The organism is Pseudoflavitalea sp. G-6-1-2 (genome assembly GCF_012927185.1).
Classification (GTDB): Bacteria; Bacteroidota; Bacteroidia; order Chitinophagales; family Chitinophagaceae; genus Pseudobacter.
The window spans coordinates 84,358-109,585 of sequence record NZ_JABBGB010000002.1 but is presented as its reverse complement, the minus strand read 5'-3'; the positions used below and the strand labels follow the sequence as shown (position 1 = coordinate 109,585).

General features: G+C 47.3%; 16 protein-coding genes. 5 read left to right on the top strand and 11 right to left on the bottom strand.

The window, feature by feature from the left end:
- Positions 1-4: 4 nt before the first annotated feature.
- Genes HHL16_RS10170 through HHL16_RS10140 form a run of 7 tightly spaced genes read right to left on the bottom strand, consistent with a single transcriptional unit; the run spans position 5 to position 15,569 of the window.
- Entirely contained in the window at positions 5-2,494 is a 2,490-nt protein-coding gene (locus tag HHL16_RS10170; RefSeq protein ID WP_206022365.1) for a glycoside hydrolase family 3 C-terminal domain-containing protein, read from the bottom strand.
- A 7-nt stretch (positions 2,495-2,501) separates the two neighbouring features.
- Positions 2,502-3,929 carry an SGNH/GDSL hydrolase family protein gene (locus HHL16_RS10165; protein WP_169425101.1) on the bottom strand — a complete coding sequence of 476 codons (1,428 nt, stop codon included), beginning with the start codon at positions 3,927-3,929 and terminating at the stop codon, positions 2,502-2,504.
- 5 nt (positions 3,930-3,934) lie between these two features.
- Complete coding sequence (locus HHL16_RS10160) at positions 3,935-7,306, bottom strand: hypothetical protein (protein WP_169425100.1); 3,372 nt, start codon at positions 7,304-7,306, stop codon at positions 3,935-3,937.
- On the bottom strand, positions 7,306-9,900 hold the full coding sequence (locus HHL16_RS10155) for a glycerophosphoryl diester phosphodiesterase (protein ID WP_240966085.1): 2,595 nt from the start codon (positions 9,898-9,900) through the stop codon (positions 7,306-7,308). Before HHL16_RS10155 ends, HHL16_RS10160 begins: the two co-directional genes overlap by 1 nt.
- 3 nt (positions 9,901-9,903) lie before the next feature.
- On the bottom strand, positions 9,904-10,797 hold the full coding sequence (locus HHL16_RS10150) for a DUF5017 domain-containing protein (RefSeq protein WP_169425099.1): 894 nt from the start codon (positions 10,795-10,797) through the stop codon (positions 9,904-9,906).
- A 23-nt stretch (positions 10,798-10,820) separates the two neighbouring features.
- Positions 10,821-12,389, bottom strand: a complete 1,569-nt coding sequence (locus HHL16_RS10145; RefSeq protein ID WP_169425098.1) for a RagB/SusD family nutrient uptake outer membrane protein — start codon at positions 12,387-12,389, stop codon at positions 10,821-10,823.
- A gap of 21 nt (positions 12,390-12,410) precedes the next feature.
- The gene (locus HHL16_RS10140) at positions 12,411-15,569 is read right to left on the bottom strand and encodes a TonB-dependent receptor (RefSeq protein ID WP_169425097.1); all 3,159 of its coding nucleotides are present in this window, start codon (positions 15,567-15,569) and stop codon (positions 12,411-12,413) included.
- A gap of 264 nt (positions 15,570-15,833) precedes the next feature.
- Here HHL16_RS10140 and HHL16_RS10135 point away from each other — a divergent pair, with 264 nt between their 5' ends.
- Positions 15,834-16,847 (top strand): LacI family DNA-binding transcriptional regulator, encoded by a 1,014-nt coding sequence (locus HHL16_RS10135; RefSeq protein WP_169425096.1) that lies wholly within the window; start codon positions 15,834-15,836, stop codon positions 16,845-16,847.
- Between the two features lie 3 nt (positions 16,848-16,850).
- On the opposite strand, the gene HHL16_RS10130 is transcribed toward HHL16_RS10135, so the two are convergent.
- Entirely contained in the window at positions 16,851-17,558 is a 708-nt protein-coding gene (locus HHL16_RS10130; RefSeq protein ID WP_169425095.1) for a Crp/Fnr family transcriptional regulator, read from the bottom strand.
- Between the two features lie 94 nt (positions 17,559-17,652).
- On the opposite strand from HHL16_RS10130, the gene HHL16_RS10125 reads away from it, so the two are divergent.
- Together HHL16_RS10125 and HHL16_RS10120 are read left to right on the top strand one after the other, a co-directional pair.
- Positions 17,653-18,264, top strand: coding sequence for a class I SAM-dependent methyltransferase (locus HHL16_RS10125; protein WP_169425094.1), 612 nt, complete (start codon positions 17,653-17,655; stop codon positions 18,262-18,264).
- A gap of 149 nt (positions 18,265-18,413) precedes the next feature.
- On the top strand, positions 18,414-20,048 hold the full coding sequence (locus HHL16_RS10120; protein ID WP_169425093.1) for a SulP family inorganic anion transporter: 1,635 nt from the start codon (positions 18,414-18,416) through the stop codon (positions 20,046-20,048).
- Between the two features lie 28 nt (positions 20,049-20,076).
- On the opposite strand, the gene HHL16_RS10115 is transcribed toward HHL16_RS10120, so the two are convergent.
- Positions 20,077-20,487, bottom strand: a complete 411-nt coding sequence (locus HHL16_RS10115) for a helix-turn-helix domain-containing protein (RefSeq protein ID WP_169425092.1) — start codon at positions 20,485-20,487, stop codon at positions 20,077-20,079.
- Positions 20,488-20,556: 69 nt separating this feature from the next.
- Between HHL16_RS10115 and HHL16_RS10110 the strand changes: the two genes are divergently transcribed.
- On the top strand, positions 20,557-21,786 hold the full coding sequence (locus tag HHL16_RS10110) for an MFS transporter (protein ID WP_169425091.1): 1,230 nt from the start codon (positions 20,557-20,559) through the stop codon (positions 21,784-21,786).
- A gap of 63 nt (positions 21,787-21,849) precedes the next feature.
- On the opposite strand, the gene HHL16_RS10105 is transcribed toward HHL16_RS10110, so the two are convergent.
- On the bottom strand, positions 21,850-23,952 hold the full coding sequence (locus HHL16_RS10105; RefSeq protein WP_169425090.1) for a S41 family peptidase: 2,103 nt from the start codon (positions 23,950-23,952) through the stop codon (positions 21,850-21,852).
- Positions 23,953-24,036: 84 nt separating this feature from the next.
- Positions 24,037-24,438, bottom strand: coding sequence for a helix-turn-helix domain-containing protein (locus HHL16_RS10100; protein WP_206022363.1), 402 nt, complete (start codon positions 24,436-24,438; stop codon positions 24,037-24,039).
- Positions 24,439-24,554: 116 nt separating this feature from the next.
- Between HHL16_RS10100 and HHL16_RS10095 the strand changes: the two genes are divergently transcribed.
- A complete protein-coding gene (locus HHL16_RS10095) occupies positions 24,555-25,178 on the top strand; it encodes a cupin domain-containing protein (RefSeq protein WP_169425089.1) in 624 nt (207 codons plus the stop codon).
- Positions 25,179-25,228: the final 50 nt, after the last annotated feature.

Genomic DNA, 25,228 nt, shown 5'->3' with positions numbered 1-25,228 from the left:
ATTTCTATTTGATTGTGATCTTCTTGCTCAGTTTGATGGACTCCGCCGATGACGCTACCATTATTTCGAACTCGCCTGCATCATGTGCGAAATCGTGTTTCGCAACACGATAGTATTCGAATGCAGACTTGTCCAGCGAAACCTTCACTGTTTTTGTTTCTCCCGGTTGGAGGAACACTTTGGCAAATCCTTTCAATTCTTTGTAGGGCCGTTTTTCTTTGGCATTCACTTCGCGTACGTACACCTGCGCTACTTCCGCTCCGGCTGTTTTTCCGGTATTGGTTAATTTGAACTGCACTATTACTTTGGGTTCTTTTGCAGCAACATTTTTCAGTGTAAGACCGCTGTAGCTGAAACTGGTGTAGCTCAGTCCAAAACCGAATGGGAATAAGGGTTTCACCGTACTCCGATCGTAGTGGCGATACCCCATGAACAGTCCTTCTTTGTATGTCACGCGTTTGCTGTTGGCAGAATCGTAGTAGTAATTGTAAGCAGGATTATCCGCCCATTGTTTTTCAAAACTCACCGGCAGTTTTCCGGAAGGGTTCAGTTTTCCGAACAATGCTTCAGCTATTGCAGTTCCTCCTTCCTGGCCTGCATACCAGATATGCAGCAATGCAGGCACTTTATTTATCCAGCGGCTCATGTCTGCGTTACCGCCAGCATTGAGCAATACGATGGTATTGGGATTGGCAGCCACGATGCTTTGTACCAGGCTATCCTGATACTGTGGCAATGCAAATGTTCTGTCGTTGCTTTCGCGCTCGCTGCTTTCGTTGAAACCGATGCACACGATGGCCGCATCGGATGTAGCAGCAGCAGTCACAGCTTCGTCGAATAAAATTTTGTCTTCGCGCCATGCGAAGCTGATGTCTACAGGATGCACGTTGGCAAAGTATTCCAGCCTTACGGTATATTCTTTTCCGGCTTCGAACTGTACTACCGCTTCGCGGGTGGTGATGCCCTGATCGCGCCATTCGTTTATCACGAGCGCCGTATCTACGTAGAGCCTGAAGCCATCGAACCCGCGAACAGTGAAACGATATCCCGCAGACTTTGATGGACGCACAACACCGGTCCAGCGCATAGAGCAATGATCGAAGGGAATGCCCTGATTCTCCGCCGCAATATGCCATCCATTGTTGATGCTGATGGTGGTATCGATCACGGTTTTCGCCGGAGCGCCTTCCAGTTTGATATTGCTGAAATACTCAGCTTTCAATCCTTTTACAGAACTTCCTTTCTCTGTGTAAAAAACCGATTGCGATACCAGATCGGGAAGGGTAGGAAGACCTGGAGCATAAACAGTTTTTACCTGCGGCACCACATTGTTGATTCCCTGCAATGTAGAAACAGAATGGAAAGGGAAAGTATAAGAACTTCCACCTCCGGAAATATAGGCATTGGCATTCGGACCAATAACAGCCAGCGTTTTTGTTTTGGAAGCGTCTAAAGGAAGCAGGCTGCCTTTGTTCTTCAGCAATACCATTCCGCTGCGTGCCAGTTCCAGCGCCACTTTTGCGGCATCCGGATTATCCATGGGTATGCTGGTATCCAGTTGTTTGTTGTCGAAGAATCCGAAACGGAAGATGATGCGAAGCATCCGTTTCACTTTATCATCGATGGTTGATTCTTTTACCAATCCTTTCTGAATGGCAGGGATCAATATCTCTTTGGTCATGGACCTGGCGCGGGGCATTTCGAGATCGAGCCCTCCGTTTGCAGCAGCAACGCCATCGTAGGTGGAGCTCCAGTCGCTCATCACGAAGCCGTCGAAGCCCCATTTTTGTTTCAGAATCTTATTGTTGAGTACGTCATTTTGTGAAGCATGTACGCCGTTAACAGGGTTGTAGCTGGTCATGATGCTGCCCGCTTTTGCTTCCTGCACGGTGGCTTTGTACACGGGAAGATAGATCTCGTGTAAGGTGCGTTCGTCTATATCGCTGCTGGTGTTATGTCTGTCCCATTCCTGATTGTTGGCAGCATAATGTTTTACAGTGGCAACCACTTTTTCGTCCTGCAGTCCTTTCACGTACGCAACTGCGACACGCGAGTTGAGGTAAGGATCTTCACTGAAGTATTCAAAGTTTCTGCCACCCATCGGAGCACGGAGAATATTCACGCCCGGTGCGAGCAATACGTGCACACCTCTTGCTTTGGAATCTCTTCCCAATTGTTTGCCTAACTGGTACACCAGAGCCGTATCCCATGTTGCAGCCGACAGAATGCTGGCAGGATAGGCGGTTGATTTTCCATCTTTGTGCGTTCCCACAGGACCGTCGGTGAGTTTGATCTCCGGAAGTCCCAGCCGTTCGATTCCTCTGATGTAAAATCCTTTGTATCCTCCTATGTAGTCGATCTTTTCTTCCAGCGTCATGCGGGAAAGCAGGTCGTTCACACGCGCTTCAACAGCTGCGTTTTTGTCTTTGTACACCTGCGCATGCGCGGTGAGAGCGCTTGTCAGCAATATTGCAATGGCTATTCGCTTCATCATTGTTAGTCTACTTTTCTTTTTTGATCAGTTCCCCTCTGAGCAGGATCTTTCCGAGATACATTACGGTTCTGTCGTACTTTTCAGGGTGTTCGGTTATGTCCTGCAGTTGTTTTTCTCCGAGTATTTTTGCCTTGTCTGCTTTTTCTCCTGACAGTGTGATGGTCACCATGTGTTCACCATCTGTAGTTTCGATGAACTCATATTGTCCGCGATAGCGGTTATTGCAGAAGTTGTTGAAGCGATTCACCAGTTCATTGCCCGTGCTATCGATATTGAGGAGACGGAAACCTTTACCGGAAGCTTCTTTCATCTTCACCACTTTTCCATCGATGGTTACCGTAACCTGACCCATTTCCGGTCCGCCAATATCGAAGAATCCGAACATGGAACCTTTGAACCGGAAAGTGAAACCGGCACCTGGTTTTTCGCATTTCATCACGTAGGGAAACCAGCTGTTGAACTGTCTGAGTTTTGCATTTTCTTTTGTGTCTATGCGGGTCCATCCTTTGCTGAATTGTGCGGACTCCAACGGGTCGAGCATCTTCGCATCTTCCCAGTTGGAAGCAATGATGGCTGTAGGAAGAACATGCTGCTTTTGTGCAGCTACTGTTTTTTCCATCAGCTTGTCAAATCCTCTGGCAATGGCGTTTGCATACAGGTTTCCACCTTCGCGAAGCGGGTGAATGCCATCCGCAGAAAAAACAATCTTGTCTTTGATAGCAGCAGTATCACCTTTCCAGATCAGCTTATTGTTTGCTTCCAGAGTGGCGGCTTCGATACCCATATGAATGCCAGGCAGGTCGTAGTAAGCAGCCATCTTTTCAAGACTTTGGATCGGCTCCGGAATGGTTTGTTCCATGTATTTTTTTGCCTGCGGATTGAGCACAGTATAGATCAGGCAGATATCTGTAGAAGGATTGTTGCGGATGATCTGACGAATCATTCCTTCCATGCCCGGCTGAAATCCTCCATTCACAGCAAACTCGATGAAAACGAGATCAGGATTATGTTTCAGGATCTGTTCGCCAATACGGCAGGAGGCGAGATCGGTGCCCGTTCCGGAAACGCCGGCATTCAGCCAGTTGAATTTCACATCTGGCAAACGCTTCTGTATGTATTGAGTAGCCTGCGTGCGATAACAATACATCCCCTGCGTAATGCTTCCTCCGATAAGCCCGACAGTAACGGGTTTGCCGGCTTTGATCTTCGCAAAGAAATTCGGCAGGCCTCCACGGACAACGGTTTCGCGTGCATCGGAAAAATTACCCGGATCGATAGCCGGAATCTTTTCAGTTGCCGGATCAAAGAACAGGGGCGAAGCGCCAGCCTGAGAGGCAGACATTCTTTTGAGTTCTGCATCTGTCTGTGCTGATGCCCGGAAACCTCCGAGTGCAAGGAGCATGGAAAGCGCTAAAGCAGGTACGTTTTTTTTCATGATTATTAATTTCCTTCCAGAACAATTGTTTCTTCTTTCACCTGATCACCTGATGTAAACCGGAGTTTCACTTCCGCTTTTTCCTCTGGTTTCAGTTTATAAAAACTCCATTCAAATGGATATTCATTTTTTGTTTGTGTCTGCTGGTTGCAGCTGATAGTCACCGATGCATTGGCGAGCGGCGCTGTTTCTGCAAATCCGTACACAGAATCCCAACCGAAAGGCGATCTGATCCTGAAAAGGAAAACCTTGCCCCATGGTGCTCCGGCATCAATCACTTTCATTCCATCTTTCACAGGAGTGATAGCGGTGAATGCATTTTTCTTTTCCAAGGGAATGGCAATCATTGAAATGCCTTTACCAGAAAGGGATACAGACAATTCATGATTGTTCAGCGCAGACTTCACCGTTTTTGATTTTCCTCCTGCATTTATTTGAACCGGTGCATTTACGGCTACGCCGGTTTCTTTACTCAGTTTCACAGTTACCGGCAATGCAGTGTTAGATTCGCTCAACAGTATCACATAGAATTTATCGTCCGAAATGGCAGTTATGTAATTCACTTCGGGGGTATTCAATTCGATCAATCCACGTTTCATCCAAAGCCGTGCATTCTTATCCTCATTAATAGTTCCTTTGCCTGCTCCGTACATGCGGTTGGTGAACCATACAAATCCATCCTGTTTGCTGTAAGGAAAGCTGATGGCCTTTCCTGAACGCTGAATAGCTTCGGTGATCAGGTAATCCCAGCTGAAGGCAAGGTGTGCAGGAATATGATGGTAGTAGATCGAACTTACATCAGGCCCTTTGTACGGAAAATCGGGCTGCATAGTGATGTCTGTGTAGCCGGTGGCATAGTAGCCGGGATAGTTGGTAAATCTTCCGATCACTGCATTACGCGCGTATGTCTGAAAGATTTCCCGATTGGTGAATTGGTAGAGTCGCAACAGGTGAGGGGCCCAGCTGCTCATGAAAACCGGACGCACCGTCTTATCCGGTTCAAAGTAAGTGAAAGGCTGCTCAAACCCCAGCCCAACAGGGCTTACAAGTTGCGCTGCAACATGCTTCTCCGGCGCATCACCGGACTTACGTGGGAAGCCCAGTCTGAATTTCTCTTTATTCTTCCACCACAAACTATTGTTTCCTTCGTATTTGTTTCCAGGATGGATTTTCTGCAAACTGTCCTGCACCTGCGGAACTGAACGTATGCCAGCTATCGTCTGAAACGCACTGTACTCCGCTGCCCGCAGGTATTTGCTGTCGTTGGTTGCCTCATAGAGATCAGGCAGATCCCACCAGTACGCATAGAAGTTGGCATTGTAGAATGCACCCTTGCCCATGGGCGTGATGGTATTGCTGTTCACTTGAGTAGTGATGAACCGATCTGCATTTGCAATGGCGCTGTTCAGCCAGCTGCTGTTGTTCGTGAGTTTGTATGCAGCCAGTTCCTGCACCCATGCCGGGATATTCACCGAATAGCCCAATGCAGTTCTGATCTTGTTATCGGGCAATGCAATTTTACTGATCCATGGATTGGCGCCTTCAGTGAAACGATTCAATCCTTCGTAATAAGCAGTGGTGAACTGCGAATTGAAAGGATTCAGCAGCAATGTCTTTTCAGAATTATTGTACGCAGATGGAACGATGGCTTTAGCCCAACGATAACCACTTCTTGAAAGCGTGTACTCGATGGTAGGCAAACTACGTTTGAGGTAGAAATCTTCATCGCGTGTAATGGCAGCAGTCGACAGCATCGCCAGCGGAGCTGCATGCGCAACAGTGGGAGAACTGCCGGGGTCTGCTTCGATATCGTAGAAGCCTTTCATGCTGTTGTCCCAGCCTGCGGCATCATCATTCTTCACTAGGTCGATCATATTGAAGAGGCCATCGGTGAGACTGCCCTGCGATTGTTTTCTGTAATCGCGTACTTTGTATACCTGTTCTGAAATATACTCCAATGCATTTTCCCATCCTGCGGGTATAACGCCGATGGCAAATGTCTGGGAAAATGATTGTCCTGCTGATTTCTTCGAGTTCTTCAAACCCAGTACAGGAGCGAATGCTACGGGTTGCACCTTGTTCGATTCATTTTTGATGGCAAAGCCCATCGGCGATGATTCTGACATTCCCCAATCAGCCGAAAAGCTGTTTGCTTCACCACTAATGAAAGTAGAAAGCAGCCCGCTGCCAACCTTTGTTTCAGTAATGGCAACAGGCTGCTGCATCATCGATGATGCGAGCATCACGGGGTACGGGGAAATTCGTTTGTACTGAAACATCGGCGGCAGCTGCACATTGGTTACGCGCGCTGCATCCATTGCCTGGAATGCCGCCAATGCCATGCTGTAATAACCTGATTTTGCAGGCATACATTGCAGCTGCACTGTTACATGCCCGGCATTTTTTCCGAGAGACCAGATGCCGGTGATCACGGAATGATCACTGGTGATATATTTTACTTCAATCGAACTATCATTCAGTTTGATGGCTTCTACGGGAATCGCTTCACTCAAATCTCCCGATAGAAAAGGATTCAGCAGGGCTTCGGGTTCCTGCATTTCAATCTTCTTTCCATCGTGCATAATGTAACTCTTACCCTTCGATCCATTCCACGATGGAAAGAAATTGCCGAATGTAATTGCAGGGTCCTGGGCACTCAGCAGGTATACTTTATGATCTTCGTAGAAGCTGTTCACGCTGCGCCATTCACCGTCGGCATAGTATTCGGTTTTCGCCACAATGGCGGTTTTGTTTGCACCGCCTTTCACGAAACGCATGCGGAGCTTTTCATTTTTTATCTCGGCAATAACAGGAGCACCAGAAGGGATAACCAGATAAGGCGAAACAGCCGGTGTTACTGCATTTGCCGCCTGCATCTTTACAGGTGCAGTGCGGAATTTTGCCAGTTCTGCAAATGTTTGATTATTGGGATCGATGGCCGTATCTGCAGTGAGCAGCACTGCATCGCAGCGTGCAAAATTCTTTCTGGAATCGCGCAGGCGAAGTAGTACCTGTTTGCGCTCCAGCATAACAGTGCCGACTTTTTCCCAGGCAAATCCTTCCACACCATGCCTGCCGGCTTCTTCCATTGGTTGTTCATCAACCGACAATCTGAGCAAACGTGTGCCTTGTTTTTCTTTGAAGTCAGCAGATCTTACCCATACTGCGTAGCGGCCTCCGGCCACTTCTATCACAGTTAATGCATCGGCAGCGCCTTTACCGCCCTGCACCCGCAACATGGTATTGCCGAGGCAGCTGGCAGATTTTTCCGTGAACCATCCTCCCTGGAACTGGAATGTTTCTGCTTCTACCAGATAGCGCTGGGCAAATGCATTGCAGCTGATAATCATCAACAGTATCGTCAACCATCTTGTCATTACCTGTAATTTATTTCTATCACCTGCAATCCGTAAGCAGGGATGTTCAGTGACCAGCTGCCGAAATTATTCATTGGTGTTGTATGCCGGGAATCCTTTCTGGATAATACTTTCAGCAGTTGAATACTCTTATTGTTGAGCACATGAGCAGGATCGAGTTGTACTGAAATGCTGCGCTTTTCATCATCATTGTTCAGCAGCATCAGAAAGAGTTTCCGGTTTTTTGTATCGATCGCTGCAAAATGATCGATATACGGATCATTAATATGCAGCATGTTTTCTTTCAGCAACAGCGACGCCTTCGTGCCATAGACAGTTCCTTCTTTGAATCCATAGCTTTGATGCGGACCTACTTTGGGCGTGATGAATCCACGCGGAAATTCAATGCCATTTCCAGATCGCAGGCTTATTTCAGCCAACAGATAATCTGTGATCCAGCCTACCTGCCACCAGGCATGATGCGGATACGGACCAGCACCTTTATTCATCGCATCCCAGTAATAGCTTGCAACAGAAGTAGCGGAATCAACGAATGCATCTCTGCCCAAAGCCGCTGCCCGCGCCATATTCAGGAAGATGGAGTCTTTAGTTATTGCAAACATTCTGATGAACATGCCTGCATGGCTCGCAAGTAAGATTGGGCCACGATGATTGGCCGATCCAAGTGTGCCGCCATGTTCGAAACTCAATCCAGCCTGCGCGATCTCCCAGTCTTCACGCGCAATGCCGTTCACCATTTTTTTTGTTCTGTCCGGTATCGGATGCGTGTACACAGAAGTGGTGTAGATCTTAGCCGTAGCGATAGCTGCGTTTTTATATCTCGCATCTTTTGTGGCTGCATAGAGATCCATCAAAGCCTGCACACTCTGGCCTGTAGCGAAATCAGGAACAAACCTTGCATCTCCGCAAGTGCCGAGAAAACGGCCGCGCTCCACTGCATTTTTGATGAACCAGTCTGCGCCTTTGCATGCAGCGGCTTTGTATTTCACATCACCCAGAATATTGTATGCTACCAGCATGCCGTAGAATGTGGGACGCAGGTCCTGCACTTCAGTGAACATGGGTTTTGCAGTATGATTGTCGTAAGCTACCTGCCATTGTCCGTTGGGTTGCATCCAATGAAGCAGTCGATCTGCCGCTTCGCGGAAGGCTGATTTCAGCGCGGTATCATTCGGCTGAAAGAGCAGTATATTGCCCATATCGGCAATCATATAGTAGGTGAGGGCAATAGGTTCGGAATAATCTCCCCATTCTTCTGTGAAGCGTTTGCTGCGGAAGAGATAGTATTGCCCGGCAGCGGCCCCATGAAAGAAACCCTTGCCAGTGTTCTGCTGCATCAGTTTGAAATTGCGCGCATAAGGCAGCCTTGTGGATTGCAGTACCGTATCTTCAGTGATCTTGCTCAGCATCCACATGGCGCCATAGTCGGCATTTTTCATCGCATCTTTATCTGAGTTGTAAACACCTCCGAGATAATCCTGCGCACCGATGGTAATGCCTTTGTATGCTTCGGTTCTCCATTTTGATAAGCTGTCGTCGATCACATACCGGTGCATGCCCAGCAATCTGCTGGTGAGCGATTGTTTCGTTTGTTTCAATGCCAGTGCATCAGCAAATCGATACACATCATTCACGGCATGTTTGAATACCGGAAACCAGCTGCCATTGCGGATTGTATAGCGAAATGAAAAAACGATGCTGTCGCCGGCTTTCAGGAAAGATTTCTTTTCACCCAATACCGGATGATAAATGGTGGGCATCAGTTCTGCATTCCTGTTCATCAATGAAAGCCCTAAAAACCAGTCACCGATAGACTTTTCATTGCTGGCCCATGGATCGCGCGCGATACCCGGATCAGGAATTACAGCAAGAGTGATATTCTCTTTTGTTGTTACGAGCGGACTCAATGTAGAGGCTGTTCTTTCGCGTAAAACCACCGGTTTATCGGGAATGCCTTGTCCATATGCAAACGCATTGATGAACGATGGCTCAATGGCATTTCCCTGCAACACGCCCGGCACTGAAGCCCAGTTGAAATTATTTTTATTCAGCACTGCAAGGGTAGGACTGCTCATGGAAAAATATCCATCCCGCTTCGCTCTTACCGTAATGTTTACTTTGATATCGTTGGCATACACTTTATCGAACTCCCATTGCGAGCGAATGCTGGCCAGCTTTTCTTCCTGTGCAAAGATCAGGCGGCCGGGAGCTTCTTCCACCGATGAAGGAAAAAACCGGATGGCCTCGCCGGCAATATTCATTTCAACAGGGGACGTAGCCTGTTTCCAGATGGGAGTGAGGTAGCGGTAATGCTGTTCAGGAAAATCTACTGCTGCGCCTTTTGCATCCAATACAGGAACGGCATCAGTAGCAGGTTTTTCTTTCGAGTACAGCAAAGTGTAGGCTCCGGAAGGAGCAGCCAGCTGCTGCCAGCCCTGCGCTCCGGAAACCGCAATACTGCTGAGTTTCAGGCCATCAGTTGCGCGCTTCCACTGCAAATCGAGTGCATTGTTTTTCAAACGCAGTTGTGCATTTGCAATGCAGGGCATTCCACAGATCAGTGCTAAACCAGCGATATGTAACAATCGGTTCATGAATCAGGGCGTAATAGTGAAAGTGAGTTCCTGTGTTTGACTGTTTTCTCCGTTGTATCGAATGGCAGATGATACAAATACAGCTTTGTATGTGCCAGGTGTTTTGTAAACGTGCTGGTAGCTGCTCATTGTCTTGCTGATATTTTTCAGTGCAAGGCCGGCATCGGGCTGAATGCTTTTGCTTACCACAAGCGGTTTGGAGATCACCCAGTCTTCGTTCTCCGCAACATTTCCTGCCCCGCCATACATCAGCAACTGCGCGCTGGTGATGGTCCATACCGCAGCAGGATTCTTGAAGTCCACAGACTTCCATCCACCTGTTGCCATCTGTGCGAGATTGGTCAGTTGCCCTTCGGGTGTAACCAGGTCTGCATTGAAACTGCGGATCACCCAACGGTTCTGGCCAGTTGTCCGCGCCGGCTCGGTGTACCTGAAAGCAACATACACATTCGGCGTTTCTGCATTGCCGAGATATGGCCGGAGATCTATTACTCCGGATGCAACATTGTCGGCACCGGCAGAGAAAGTAGCGAGCTGGCTGATATCCGTCCAGGTAGCTGCACTCACATTGGCCGCATCCACTGTTCCATTGAAATTGTTGGATACCATCAGTTGCAGATTCTGATAAATGGGGCTGAACGATACGAAACTTTTGAAATCTATCTGGAGACTGTTATCTGCTTTGGTGCGCGTTCTGTAATCATAATTGCGTCCGACTTCTCCTGAATAGAAAGTGATGTTATCCGGATTGCCGGCAAATTGAAACGTAACAGTATCTCCTGCTTTGTAAGTAAGCGAAGAAGTAGTTACAGTGAGATCGGCTTTCGGCACTTTCACTTTAGCACATGAAACAGCGAGCAGTGCCAGCATCGGAATATATAAGGAATATCTTTTCATGAATGATAATTTGAGGTGCACAATCAATACCCTGGGTTTTGTTTGATATGTTTATTGATGGTGATCTCATTCACCGGAATAGGGAAGAGCACATGCCTTGCAGTAGTGTTGTTGCCGGTTGTGGCTGCATATTTGTAAGCTGCAGGTGCAGTTGCCGTAATGTCATTTGCGAGGTTATTCATGGTGGTAACGTAAATACCCCAGCGGATCAGATCGTGCTTGCGGAGGCCTTCGAAGCAAAGCTCGCGCAGGCGCTCGTTCTGAATCTCCGTGAGGAAAGCCACTTTATCGGTGATCGCCGGAAGGTCCGCATCTGCATTGGGAACATCTACCGGTTTGCCGAATGCACGTCTTCTCACTTTGTTGATGGCATCCATGGCTTCTGCATTGGGCGCCTGGTTCACTTCATTCTCTGCTTCTGCTTTCATCAGCAATACATCCGAATAACGGATAACAGGGAAGTTTGTGGAGTTGTACTGTCTTGCCTTCGCTTCTGTTTCGTATTCCCTGCGCCATTTGCCGGGATTGCGATCGTAGATCTGTGCAGCCGTCCAGTTGGTTTTTACAGTATTGGTGCCTGAGGTAACATAACGATAGGTAGCGATGCTCCAATCTCGGCGGGCAGTGTCTTTGGTGCCGAAGAGATTGTACAGTTTTGCTGTGATCTTCATACCGCCGCTCGACCATCCGATTGCTTCACTTGGGCACTCGATGCCATTCTCCACACCTACAGAACCTGCCAGATCGAAATTGCCGATCTTGTTTCCGAACATGCCTATTTCCCAGATGCACTCTTTGCTCTCGTTGATATTTTTAGAGTGATTGATGAAGATCTGTTTGAAATCGGGGTTGAGGGAATGTTTACCTGAAGCGATCACTTTGTTGCAGTATTCCAATGCATCTTTGTATCTGTCGATATCGCGCATCGGTTCACCCGCCATTTTCAGGTATACTCTTGCCAGTATCGCCTGTACAGCGGTTTTGGATATTCTTTCGTTGTGTGAAAAATAGCTGATCTCATTTACGAGCGTTTCTGCTTCTTTCATATCCTTTACAATCTGAGCAAAAATCTCGGTGAGTGGCGCTGCTGGCAGGTTTTCGTCGGTAGGAGATTTGGTTGAATAGAGTTTCAACGGAACCGATCCATACATATCGGCCAGCAGGTAATAGAAGTATGCACGCAGAAAGAGAGCTTCGCCTTTGATGGCGTTGCGTTGCACTTCATCCATCTTTGCCTTGTGTACATTTTCGAGCAGCATGTTGGCGCGGTTGATGCCTTCGTAGAGCACTTCCCAGAGTCTGCCGATATCGAGGTGACCCGCATCGAATACCATTACGCGAACATCGTTGCCGGTAAGGCCTCTGTAAAAAGATTCATCGTTCATCACCAGCGTGCTGAAGAGTCCGCGGCCATAGGCACGGCCAAAATTATCTATCAGACGGTTGTACACGCCGTTCAGCGCTTTCATGAGGTCAGCCTCATTATTGTAATAGTTTTCAGGAGAAACAAAGTCGGGGTCTTTATTCAATACTTTACTGCAGGATGTACCAAGAGCAGCAGTAATTGTCAACAGCAAAAGAAATCGTTTCATGTTAATGTAGTTAATCATGATTTAAAAAGCAGCATTCAGGCCGAAGGTCAATGTGCGTGTTCTTGGATAAGGTGAGAAGTCGAATCCGGGAGTGAGCGCTCCGGGTCTGGTATTCACTTCAGGGTCGATGCCTGAGTAGTTGGTCCAGGTGATCAGATTCTGCGCAGCGAAATAGAGTCGCAGCGATTTCATCTTCCAGCGTTTCATGGTTTTGTCCGGGAGATTGTATCCCAACGAAACTGTTTTCAGTCGCAGGTAAGAGCCATCTTCGATAGTGCGTGATGAATAATAAGCGGGGCCCTGTCCACCAACCCTGTACAGGTCGTTGGTTTGATTTTCGGGAGTCCATCTTTGCTCAAACGATTTGAACATATTGAGCAGGTTCCTCGTGGTGGGATCACCGCCTTCAAATTCAATCCGGTTGGCATTCAGCAGATCGTTTCCATAACTCCACTGGAAGAATACATTGAGGTCGAAATTCTTCCAGGCGAAATTGTTGGTGAAGCCTCCGAAGTGAATAGGGTTGGGGTTGCCGATAATGGTAAGGTCTTTATCATCGATGTGGTTATCGCCGTTGAGGTCTCTGAATTTGATGGAACCAGGCTGCACTTTATCGCGTGCAAGTCCATTGTCTGTGATGCCTGCTTTCAGCACATATGTGCCGGCAGATGTTTTGTCGAAATCGCTGTACTGATACACGCCGTCGAAGAGCATGCCATAGAAAAGTGCGATCGGATTTCCGGGTACTGCGATATAGGGAAACGCAGAATTGAAATTACCCCAGGTTACTCTTGTTGCAAGGCTCGATTCGCCATCGTTCAGTGCAAGTACTTTGTTGCGGTTGAAAGCTATGTTGAAACCGGAGCTCCAGCTGAAATTCTTAGTCTGAATATTCTTTGTATTGAGTGTAAACTCTATGCCTTCGTTCGACACCTTTCCTACATTTTTATAACCGGTGAGAAACCCTTGTGACGGAGCAAGCGTTGCATTCAGCAGCAGGTCGCTGGTTTTCTTGTAATAGTAGTCGGTGGTGAGCATTATTCTGTTGTTGAAGAAACCGAGATCCAGTCCGATATTGGATTGCGTAGTGGTTTCCCATTTCAGTTTGTCGTTGCCGAGATTCACCGGCACCATACCCTGACCAGGCGCATTGCCATAGCTGTAACCCGAAGTGGGATTGATCTCCAGCGAAGACCATGCAGAGAAGTCATTCACGCGGTTATTGCCGGTGGTACCATAGCCTACACGAACTTTTGCATCGGAGAGCCAATCGAACTGCTTCATGAATTTCTCATCCACCAGTCTCCATGCAAATGCACCGGAGGGGAAATATGCCCAGCGATTGTCCCTTGGGAATTTTGAAGATCCGTCTGCACGGAAACTCAGCGTGAGCAGGTATTTCGATTTAAAACCGTAATTGATCCTTCCCAGATAGCTCAGCAATCCACTGGCAGGTGCGTAGGTAGGAGATACGGTTACGATTCCCTGTCCCAAACCTTTAATGCCGAGCGCTTCGGTAGGCACCTGCATGGCAGTGAATCCATTGATATTTCCGGTGATGTCCTGCACGGTAAATCCAGCCAGTACATTCAGGTTATGATCTTTATTGAATCTTCGGTTATACGTAAGTGTGTTTTCGTTCAGCAGATTGGTAAGATCTGTATTGGTGATGGTTCCATTCACTCCCTGATTATTGCGCGGATGCCCGCCGCGTGTGGATGAATTATTGAAGATCTCGCGGCGGATCTGCGTTTTGGTAACACCACCGGTTGCACGGAAACTCAGGTATTTGCTGAGTTTGTAATCAACATAGGCATTTATGATCAGCGTATTGTTGAATAGCGGATTGTATTCGTTTTTGGTACTCAGCACCGGATTGATCCTGAAATCTGTATTCGGATCTACACTGGGATCGAAGAGCAGGTCTTCGAGACTGCTTTCCGAATCGCCGGTTACCGGTCTGTATCCCCACACGCTGTACATCATAGTGGCAGTAGGACTGCCCTGAGATTCAGCAGCGATGGTTCCATATCTTTTGTAAGCAGTGTAGTTGATATTCACACCTGCTTTGAGTTTGGTATTGATGGTCTGATCGATGGAGAACCTGCCCTGGTAACGCCTGAACCCGCTGTTGATGATCATTCCTTCCTGATCGAGCAGTGATCCTGAAAGCGAGTAACGCGTTTTGTCGGTTCCGCCACGTACAGCCAGACTATGACTGTGAACGAGACCATTGCGGAAGATCAGGTCCTGCCAGTCGGCGCCTTTCACATCTTTGTAGGAGTCGAGTGTTTTCCCATTGTTCAGAAAGATGGGCGTGTTCAGTACGGGACTCATTTCGAGCTGCATCTTCACATATTCGTAAGGGCTCATCAGCTCCTGCTTTTTGATGTTCTGATGCATGCCCACCCAGCCATCGTAAGTAATCACGGGAGCGCCGATCTTTCCTTTTTTAGTGGTGATGATGATAACACCATTGGCGCCACGCGCACCGTAGATGGCGGTGGCAGACGCATCTTTCAAAGTTTCGATCGACTCGATCTCTTCAGGATTTATCAGATTGGCCGAAGCGGTCTCTACCGGAAAACCATCGATCACGTACAGCGGAGAGTTATCCTGCGTTACAGAGTTGTTGCCACGGATGATGATCTGCAGTTCACTGCCCGGTTGTCCGTCGGAAGAACTCACCTGCACGCCTGAAATGCGGCCTGCAAGGGCTTCCGCGAAATTGTTCACGGGCGCTTTCTTCAGATCAGCCATGTTCGCCGTTGCAACTGCACCGGTAACATCTTTCTTCTTCACGGTGCCGTAGCCGATCACTACCACATCTTCGAGGGATTGTGCAGTTTCTTCGAGCTTTGCATTCATCACCGATTGCTGAGCAGGTAAACGGATCTCTTTGCTGAGGTAATTGGTGGCTGAGAAAATCAGCATCACATTGATGGAGTCGGGGATCACCAGATTGTACACGCCATTGGTATTGGCGATGGCTCCCCATTTTTTTCCTTTCACCTGAACGGAAGCACCATCGATGGGCTCGCCTTTCGCATTGGTGATAAGGCCTGTAACTGTTTTTGAATAACGCGGAGCATTTTCCTGTGCCCTCACACCCGCGGCAGTCACCAGCAGGCAGACGAGCAGAAATAGACCGGAAGCAGGGGCCGCAAATCGTTTTTTCATATGGGGTCAACTTTAATAAACAACGATGTGATTCAGTTTTGGATAAAAGCACATCGGCAATCGTAGACTTTTGGTTGAAAAGTTTTCAGACTATGAATAAAATGCCTGTTACAGGAAAAGATTTAAGGTTTGCAGATCCAAATCTTTTGAAGTTTACGCTCTCCAGCAAGAAAAAAGCATTAAAATTTCCGTGGGAACATTCCCATTTTACGGGAATGTTCCCACGAATGCGCATTAATTCGTTACTTGTGCCAAATCTGAAAATTGAAAAGGCGTCAGGTTACCATCATCGATATTGCGAAGGCTCTCAATCTGTCGAAGTCCACAGTGTCCAGGGCATTGACCGGACATAAGAGCGTTAGCGAACAGACCCGCGAAGCGGTGCTGGAATATGCAGCACAGTCCGACTACCAACGGAACATGCATGCCATCAGTCTCATTACACACAAAACAAATACCATCGGCATCATTGTTCCCGAATTCATGAGCTCTTTCTTTCCGCAGATAATCATGGAAGTGCAGGAAGTGGCTACCAGAGCGGGATACAACACTGTGATCTGTCAGAGTAACGAAACCTACGAAACAGAAGTAGCCAATACAAAAGTGATGCTCGCCAATCAGGTAGATGGTGTGCTGATCTCCATCACCCGCGAAACAAAGAACTTCGACCATCTCAAAGTATTTCAGCGTAAAGGAATTCCCATCGTTTTCTTCAACAGGGTTTGCGACGAAATGAATGTTCCCAAAGTGATAGTAGACGATTATGATGGCGCCTTCCATGCAGTGGAACACCTGATTCTCCGCGGGCATAAACGCATCGCACATATTGCAGGCCCGCCTTCACTGGTGATCTCCGCACGCCGTCTCAATGGCTACAAGGCTGCATTGAAAAAGCACGATATCCCAATCGATGAAGAACTGATCATTCACTACGACCTGAATGTAGAGAAAGTGAAGATCTATGTGAACCACTTGTTGAGTCTTCCAAACAGACCCGATGCCATCTTCGCAGTGAACGATCCTACCGCTATCGAAACCATTCTCGCCATCAAAAAAGCAGGACTGCGCATCCCCGGAGATGTAGCAGTGGTGGGCTTCAGCAATGATTTTGTATCGGGATTGATTGAACCGGCGCTCACCACCGTTGCCCAACCGGTGAAAGAAATAGGCAAGGTAGCCACGCAAATGCTGATCGATCAGATGAAGCGCGACGTGAACGAATGGAAAAGCATGATCAAGGTGCTGAAAACGCAACTGATAGTCCGCAGTTCAAGCTGAACCTTATTTGTAATTCGCCAGCTCGATCAGTTTCTTAATATCGTAGATGATGATTTTGCTTCCTTTGGTAGCCAGCATGCCGGCTGACTTGAATTCAGACAGGGTTCGGATGATATTCTCTCTGGCAGTTCCCACCAGATTGGCCAGGTCTTCTCTCGACATATCTATTTCTACCTGCATGCCCGGTTGAAAATCCTGCTTATATTTTTCTCTCAGCACTATCAGTTGCAAAGCCAGTCGCTCCCGCACTGTTCTTTGAGCAAAAAGCGCCATGCCGTTGGCCAGTACTGCAAATTCGTGGCTGAGTGTTTTCAGTAATCGTCCCTTGAGAATATTGGATTGCTGAATGGCTGCGAGAAAATCTTCCTTCGGAATGAAGCTGATAACACAGGCTTCCAGCGCAGAGGCCGAATCCGGATACCTTTCTTCGGAAAGTATGGCATGATAGCCTACCAGTTCACCGGCATTGGCCACGTAGATGATCTGCTCACCACGCGAATCGAGCCGTTTGAATTTCTTCACTTTTCCCGCACGGATGTAGAAGATGCCGGTAGGGTAGAAGTTCTCTCTGAAAATGATCTCACCTTTTGCGTAAGAATTTACCACCTCATGCGCAGTGAGCAATGCAAAATCTTCCTCGGGCAGATTTGCGAGAATGGATTCACTTTTGAAATCCCATTTATCGATAGGAAAGATTTCTCTGATACTCATATGCAATAAATAAATAGGAAAAGGTGAAATAAATCACTTTTCCCGGTGATAAATATGCGTTTCAGGTAAGCGCTATCGCCAATAGCTTTGCAGCATGAAACTCGCCAAAAATACTAAATCCGGCAGTGGCGATGGGTGTTTTAGCTCTGAAACCAAATTTTGCAGCCTGGTTCCCGATCTTTCGTCAGAACTGAACGAAGTGCATTGGGCCCCGCTTCGCATTATCAGAAAATCAGTTGAGTTTCTGGCGCATCGCGAAAATCTGAAGATACTCGATATCGGAAGCGGGATAGGAAAATTCTGTCTTGCAGCCGCCTCTTACAAATCCGATGCTCATTTCTACGGCGTAGAACAAAGGGCCAGTCTCATCGAAAGGGCAGAAGCGCTGAAACATGATCTGGGATTGCCCAACATCACTTTCCTGCATAAGAATTTCACACAGCTCGATCTCGGCAGTTTTGATGGCTTCTTCTTCTACAATGCTTTCTTTGAAAATATTCCCGGTGCATACCGGATCGATGAGAGCATAGAGTTTTCAAAAGAGCTCTATGATTACTACACACACTATCTCTACAACGAGCTGAGTGTGTTGCAACCCGGTGTAAGAATTGCCACGTACTGCAGTTGGGACGATGAAATTCCTCCCACATTCAAATTGCAGGAATGGCACGAACAGGGATTGCTGAAATTCTGGATCAGACAATAAGAAGCCCCTATACTCTATAGCCACTCCCGTGTATTTAGAACCGTCCATAACCTGAGTCCGGACAGTCTGCAGACGTATTCGCTCCCTTGAAAACAGTGCAGTGCTGTCCGGCTGGGTTAATTGTTTACTAACTATGCATCACCCCCTTTATGCGAAAAGAAAAGTATTTCTATCCGGCGCTACCAGATGCATTGAAAAATTACAGTTTGCCGGTTTTCTATAAAGATCTGCAGGCAGGGTTGATAGTAGGCATTGTAGCATTGCCACTCGCCATTGCGTTTGGAATTGCATCCGGTGTATCGCCTCAAACCGGCATCATTACAGCTATCATAGCAGGTTTCATAATTTCAGCAATGGGAGGAAGCACGGTGCAGATAGGCGGACCAACCGGTGCATTTGTAGTAATAGTTGCAGGCATTGTTCAGCAATATGGTTTGAGTGGCCTGATTACGGCAACATTCATTGCGGGCATTTTGCTGATATTGATGGGGATGGCAAAACTGGGCACCGTAATCCGTTTCATTCCATATCCGCTAATCGTAGGATTTACCAGCGGCATTGCACTTATTATTGCACTCACTCAGGTAAATGATGTGCTGGGATTGAAAATTGAAAGAATCCCTGGCGACCTCACCGGCAGATTGCATGCATACATTTCACATATAGCAACCATAAACGGGTATAGCGTTGCACTTGCACTGTTCACCATATTACTGCTGATCTTCTGGCCGCGCATTACACATAAAATTCCCGGTTCACTGATAGCACTGCTGATTACAACCATGCTTGTGCATTGGCTGCATCTTCCCGTAGAAACCATTGCAGACAGATTTGGACAGATCAGTTCAGCTTTTCCTGCTCCCCATTTTTCTATTCCTGATCTGGACACCATCAGAAAACTCTTTCAGCCGGCTATTGCCATTGCACTGCTGGGAGCAATAGAATCATTACTGTCAGCAGTAGTTGCCGATGGCATGACGGGCAAGAGGCATCATTCCAACACAGAACTTATAGCACAGGGCGCCGCCAATATTTTTTCATCGCTGTTTGGTGGAATACCGGCCACAGGAGCAATTGCGAGAACTGCCACCAATATTAAAAATGGAGCCCAGACACCCGTTGCAGGTATAATACATGCCATCACACTGCTGTTGATACTGCTGTTCCTGGGCAAATGGGCCGCGCTGGTACCAATGGCAACACTCGCAGGCATTCTAATAATAGTAGCATACAATATGAGTGAATGGCAACACTTCAGATCCATCCTCAAAGGATCTGCGGGTGATGTAACGGTATTACTCGCTTCATTTGGTTTAACTGTTCTTATCGATCTTACAGTGGCTATCGAAACAGGAATGATACTTGCGCTGATTTTTTTTGTGAAGAACCTTGTAAAACAAACCGAAGTATTGAGTGTAAAGCAAACCGGTCAATCAACGGAGAGTCGCAACTTGCCTATGGATGTAGAAGTTTTTGAGATCGAGGGTCCACTGTTTTTTGGAGCAGTGTACAAATTCACGGAGGCGCTCCGGCAGATCGAAAAACCGCCCAGAGTGCTTATTCTTCGCATGAAACAGGTGCCGCTCATCGATGCCTCCGGCATCAAGGCGTTAAAAGATGCACTGAAAGATTGTAAAAAGAGAAAAACGAAATTGATACTCTCAGAAATTACCAATCAGCATGTAATGGATGAACTCCGAAGATCAAGATTGCTCTTTGCCATTGGCAAAGCAAACGTTACCGGCAGTTTCGATGCCGCTCTGAAAAGAAGTAGCAATCTGTAATGCATTTCCGATATCATTCACAGCACATTCACTTCCTGAATTTAGCGGCGTACTCCTTCAGCGTGCCTTCTTTATCGCGTTTCAATTTCTTCAGCAGATCTGTTGGGATAGTAATGGTCTTGTCGAAATATTTGCTTCCCCAGATCATCATTTCGGCGAGTATCGGCAAAAGATCCACTGCTTTGGCAGTAGGGATGTATTCGTTGTGCGATTTGTTCTCTGCACAGACCTTTGTTTTTACCAATCCATGTTCTTCCATTAATTCCAGTCTGTCCGCCAGAATATTGGTGGCGATCTTCTCATCGGAAGTAAGAAACTGTCCATACCGGCTTTTATCCTGAAAGAACATATCCCGCAGCAGGAGGAATGTCCATTTATCACCCAGCAGATCGAGGGTATTGCTGGTGGGGCAATCGGAACGGCGTTTCAGTTTCTTCATTATGATTTCTTTAACTTGCAATTTGCAAGTATCACTATAGTTTTACTTGCAAATCACAAGTACGAATATATGAAAATAAATACAAATACAGGAGGGAATATAGCTGAAACATCTGTCGCAGCCCCATTTCAGGGCCTTAGTACAGGCCTGGTGCTGTTGCTTGCTATTTGTTGCGGACTCTCGGTAGCCAATGTATACTTCGCTCAACCTTTGCTGGATGCCATTGGCCGCGACATGAATATTCCATCTTCCCGCACCGGCATGGTGATCAGTTTTACGCAGATCGGTTACGGCATCGGACTGCTGCTGCTGGTTCCGCTCGGTGATCTCTGGGACAGCCGCAAACTGATCTCAACACAACTTGCACTGCTTGCCTTATTCTTGCTGATCGTTGGCTTTACACATTCTACCATAATTCTGCTGGCCGCAATGATGGGTATGGGATTGATGGCAGTAGTGGCTCAATCGATGGTAGCGCTGGCCGCCAATCGCTCTACGGATCGGGACAGAGGCACTGTTGTAGGAACCGTTACCAGCGGCATCGTTATCGGCATTCTGCTCGCAAGAACCATTTCCGGTACCTTGTCCGACTGGTCGGGATGGAGAACCGTATACCTGTTCTCTGCTTCCGCAACACTATTGTTCTCCTTTCTGTTGTACCGTCAATTGCCTTCCACTCCACCAGCAAAAGCAACAGGCAGTTATCCTCAGTTATTGAAATCTGTATTCACTTTATTTTTCAACACACCGGTATTGCTCGTAAGAGGTTTGCTCGCTATGTTCATTTTCGGAGCAGCAACTGTTTTGTGGACACCCATGGTATTTCCACTCAGTGATGCGCCGTTTTACATGAGCCATTCTGAAGTGGGATTGTTTGGCCTCGCAGGCGTAACAGGTGCTCTCGGCGCAGTGAGGGCCGGCAAACTCGCCGACAAAGGATGGGCACAATGGACCAGCGGCATCGGACTGGCAGTAATGCTGCTCTCCTGGATCTTCATCTATGGAGGCATTCCGCATCTCTGGATGCTGGTGGCAGGCATCATTGTATTCGACTTTGGATTGCAGGCCGTACACGTAACCAATCAAAGCATCATTCTGAAAATTAAACCGGAGGCCAGAGGCCGCATCACCGGAGGTTACATGATATTTTACTCCATCGGCAGTGCCGCCGGATCTCTGAGCACTACCAATATGTACGCAGCTTATGGATGGACCGGCGTATCACTGCTCGGAGCCAGCATCTGTACAATGGCACTGATCTGCTGGGCAATTGCCAGAAAGTTGAATATTGCAGGGTAGGTGTAAAGCACAGAACCCGCTACTGAAGCGGGTTCTGACACAAGGGGTATTTACGTAGGAGCTTTACATAGGGTTGGCAAGAATATCTTCAGAAACACTGATTGCTTCCTGCAGATAGATATCATATTTCAAACTGTTGAGCCATGCTTCGTACTCAAGCATCTCGAAAGGATGAATTGTATTGGGATTCACCCATTCCGGAATACCCGATTCTACCTGCAGCAACTGACCATCGCCGAGCTTTTTGTTTTTGCTGATGCTGGCCTTGAGCTGTGCAAGTTCTTTTGAACGTGTTACATAACTTTTCCAGTTCAGGTTAACCGGACCGGAAAGCAGCTGCTGTTCTTTTTTCATTTCGATGCCGATCAGCTGCATGGCTTTGTTGAGCTTTATTCTTTGCTGCGCATTCTTTACTACCAACCCGTAATTGAAATTTCTTTTGCCGGGTTTGAAATCTTTTACTTCAATGGTTTCGATGGGCAATACATTCAGCAGATCTTTTTCACGGATGCTGGTATTGCTCATCCTATCCTGCATCACAATATCAGGTATAACGCCACCAATCTGTGTTGTACCGCCACTGATGCGGTAGAATTTCTTTTGGGTAAGCGTCATGCTTCCGAAGTCTGCGGATGGTGAGCCTTTTGTATGATTAGGATCGGGGATCGAAATCGAGTTCTGTGCTGTTCCTTTTCCGAATGTGCTGGATGTGCCGATCACAATTCCTCTGCCGCGATCCTGCACAGCCGCGCTGAACATTTCAGATGCCGAAGCGCTCGACTCATCTACCATTACTGTAAGCGGACCTTCAAACATCAGATGCTGCTTGCTGGCACTATGCGTTTCAGGAAGATATTTTGCTTTTGTTTTGGCTACTGGTCCTTCCCCGAAGAAGTAACCGCCGATGGAAGTTCCGTCGGTCAAAGATCCGCCGGGATTGTTGCGGAGATCGAAGATGATCATTTCCGCTTCCAGCGCTTTCAGATTCTTCAGTTCTTTTGCAACATCATTGGCTGCATTCACTGCAGAGAAAGGCCCTCCGTAGAAATTAGGCAGATTGATCAGTCCGATCTTCTTGCCGTTATGTGTAATCAGTGCAGATTTCGCTTTGTACGAAGTGTATTTCATTTCCTCTCTGGGAATGCTAATTGTCACTTCTTCGAGTGCTTCGTTTTCGATGATAAGCCTGGCTGCTGTTCCGCGTTTACCGGAAAGCAGGAATGTGGCATCCTGTGTGTTCAATCCGGATACAGGCGTCATTGTACCGGTGCTGTCTTCTATGGCTATGATTCTGTTACCCGCATTAATTTTTTTACCCGCTTCGGTTCCGGTACCTGGCACTACAGACTTCACGTATACTTCGTTATCCTCTGTTGTGAGCGTTACACCGATGCTGAAATATGGATTGCCGTCGGCTCCTGCAAATGTTTTGAACAATCCCGGTGCCATGTACTGAGAATGCGCATCCATTTGTTTGGAAACGCAATCCACATACTTGCAGAATTTGTCGTCGATTGCTCTATCGGTGAGTGCATTGCCGGCCCACGCGAGTGCCGTTTTCTTCACAACCTCTCTGGCTTTCGCTTCCAGTGCAGGATACAGCTTCTGCTGATCTTTCTGCTGTTGAAGCAGCAGCACATATTTTTTCAATACCTGCAGCTTCAGCAGTTTGGTCCAGGCTGCGTTTCTTCCGGTTATGCCGGAAGGATAAGGTTGGTTTTTGGTATCAGAGCTAAGAACTTCAGTAGTGGTAAGGTCCAGCGGCTTGCTGAGCAGCTGGGGGACCAGCAATTTGAAATCTGCCAGTCGCGATTTATAAATGGAGATAGCTGAATCGAAGAAAGCAGCAGATCCCTGCTTCAGCTGATCGTCGATGCCCGATTTGAGTTTCTGCAAACGATCGATATCCTGCTTCAGAAAAATCGTATGGGCAGGATCGAGCTGCTGCATGAAATTGCTGTAGATGCCGGCAGCATAATTATCATCAATTGGTTTGGGACTGTAATGGTCGATGGTTACGGCACGCACCACTTCATTCAGAATGGCGGCTCGGGCGCCCGGCTCACTCAGATTTGCCACAGCCTGAGACTGAGCGGCAACCGGCTGCATTGCCAGTAATATTCCGGAAAATAACAGACTGCCTGTTACCTTTTGACTTTTTCTCATAAGCGAAATATTGAATGCATCCTAAGATGCACCCTATAAAGCACTCAGGTGGTCAAAAAGGGTGAAGGCAAAACCATATTTTTTTTAGCGTGGCTTTTTCGTGCGCGTCAGGGCAGGTTGACTGAGGGCTTTGGCAGCAGCGGTTCTTTTGGCTGCTTCTTTCAGATTCTGGCGGTGTTGTTTGCCCCAGTCGATCATCGACTGAATTACGGGATCGAAAGAATTGCAGTAGATGGTGATATTGTAATCAGGCGTATTATCGTGGTTATTCATTTCACGGATAACGATGCCGTTCAGCTCAAGCGCTTTCAATTCGCGCGATAAAGTTCTTGCTGTGATGCCGGCGATGCTCCGCTTCAGATCTGAGAAGCGGTTATTGCCCTGTGCCAGTGAAAGCATGATAAGGAATCTCCATTTCCCACCGATCACATACAGCGTGTCCTGCAAATAGCGGACATCCTCTTTCGTAGGTTTTCTTTTTTTCATACAGATAAATAGCGGCGCATGATACATCTTTTCATCAGCAAAAAAGCAACAGGTATCATGCATGATACCACACGCTAATCTACTGAATCGCCCGTGTAATTTTGTAAAAAGAATACATGAAAGTTCTCGTTGCAGCATCATTCATCTTCTTATCCAGTCAGGCTATGAGCGAAACAATTACAGACACCATGCCCAGAATATCAAGCAAAAAAGTAGTGACCATTCTGCCAACGGGAGAAACCGTGCTGCTGATAAAATCAGGCAAAGAAACCAATGGCGAATATGCCGAATTCGAAGTAACCCTGCCTCCCGGCAAACCCGGACCACCATTGCATAAACACCCGCTTCAATCGGAGCATTTCATAGCTGTTGAAGGCACACTAACCTTAATGGCCGACGGAAAAAAAGTGCAGCTAAATCCCAATGAAACTTTCACCGTTAAGCCCGGCGTAACACATGCCTTCTCCAATGAAACCAACGACACGCTTCGATGGAGAGCCATCATTAAACCCGCCCTGAACTTCGAATATCTTTCCGAAGAAACAGTGGAAGCCGTCAATCGCGCATATCCTCAAATGCCTTCGTCTTATGAGCTGGTCTATATTCTTGCACAGGCAAAAGGAGAATATTATCTGGCAGACAAATCGATGTTCACACAAAAAGTACTCTGGCCTGTAAAAGCATTCTGGGGAAAGATCACCGGAAAAGTAAAACAGGTGAGAAGGAGAAGAGATGCCTAAAACACAGGCTGGTACTGTATATTTGCAGGATTATTTAATTTCGGCACCCC

Bases quoted from the DNA above. Each gene is read 5' to 3' on its own strand.
- HHL16_RS10170 (WP_206022365.1), bottom strand. From the start codon at position 2,494: ATGATGAAGCGAATAGCCATTGCAATATTGCTGACAAGCGCTCTCACC.
- HHL16_RS10165 (WP_169425101.1), bottom strand. From the start codon at position 3,929: ATGAAAAAAAACGTACCTGCTTTAGCGCTTTCCATGCTCCTTGCACTC.
- HHL16_RS10160 (WP_169425100.1), bottom strand. From the start codon at position 7,306: ATGACAAGATGGTTGACGATACTGTTGATGATTATCAGCTGCAATGCA.
- HHL16_RS10155 (WP_240966085.1), bottom strand. From the start codon at position 9,900: ATGAACCGATTGTTACATATCGCTGGTTTAGCACTGATCTGTGGAATG.
- HHL16_RS10150 (WP_169425099.1), bottom strand. From the start codon at position 10,797: ATGAAAAGATATTCCTTATATATTCCGATGCTGGCACTGCTCGCTGTT.
- HHL16_RS10145 (WP_169425098.1), bottom strand. From the start codon at position 12,389: ATGAAACGATTTCTTTTGCTGTTGACAATTACTGCTGCTCTTGGTACA.
- HHL16_RS10140 (WP_169425097.1), bottom strand. From the start codon at position 15,569: ATGAAAAAACGATTTGCGGCCCCTGCTTCCGGTCTATTTCTGCTCGTC.
- HHL16_RS10130 (WP_169425095.1), bottom strand. From the start codon at position 17,558: ATGAGTATCAGAGAAATCTTTCCTATCGATAAATGGGATTTCAAAAGT.
- HHL16_RS10125 (WP_169425094.1), top strand. From the start codon at position 17,653: ATGAAACTCGCCAAAAATACTAAATCCGGCAGTGGCGATGGGTGTTTT.
- HHL16_RS10120 (WP_169425093.1), top strand. From the start codon at position 18,414: ATGCGAAAAGAAAAGTATTTCTATCCGGCGCTACCAGATGCATTGAAA.
- HHL16_RS10115 (WP_169425092.1), bottom strand. From the start codon at position 20,487: ATGAAGAAACTGAAACGCCGTTCCGATTGCCCCACCAGCAATACCCTC.
- HHL16_RS10110 (WP_169425091.1), top strand. From the start codon at position 20,557: ATGAAAATAAATACAAATACAGGAGGGAATATAGCTGAAACATCTGTC.
- HHL16_RS10105 (WP_169425090.1), bottom strand. From the start codon at position 23,952: ATGAGAAAAAGTCAAAAGGTAACAGGCAGTCTGTTATTTTCCGGAATA.
- HHL16_RS10100 (WP_206022363.1), bottom strand. From the start codon at position 24,438: ATGAAAAAAAGAAAACCTACGAAAGAGGATGTCCGCTATTTGCAGGAC.
- HHL16_RS10095 (WP_169425089.1), top strand. From the start codon at position 24,555: ATGAAAGTTCTCGTTGCAGCATCATTCATCTTCTTATCCAGTCAGGCT.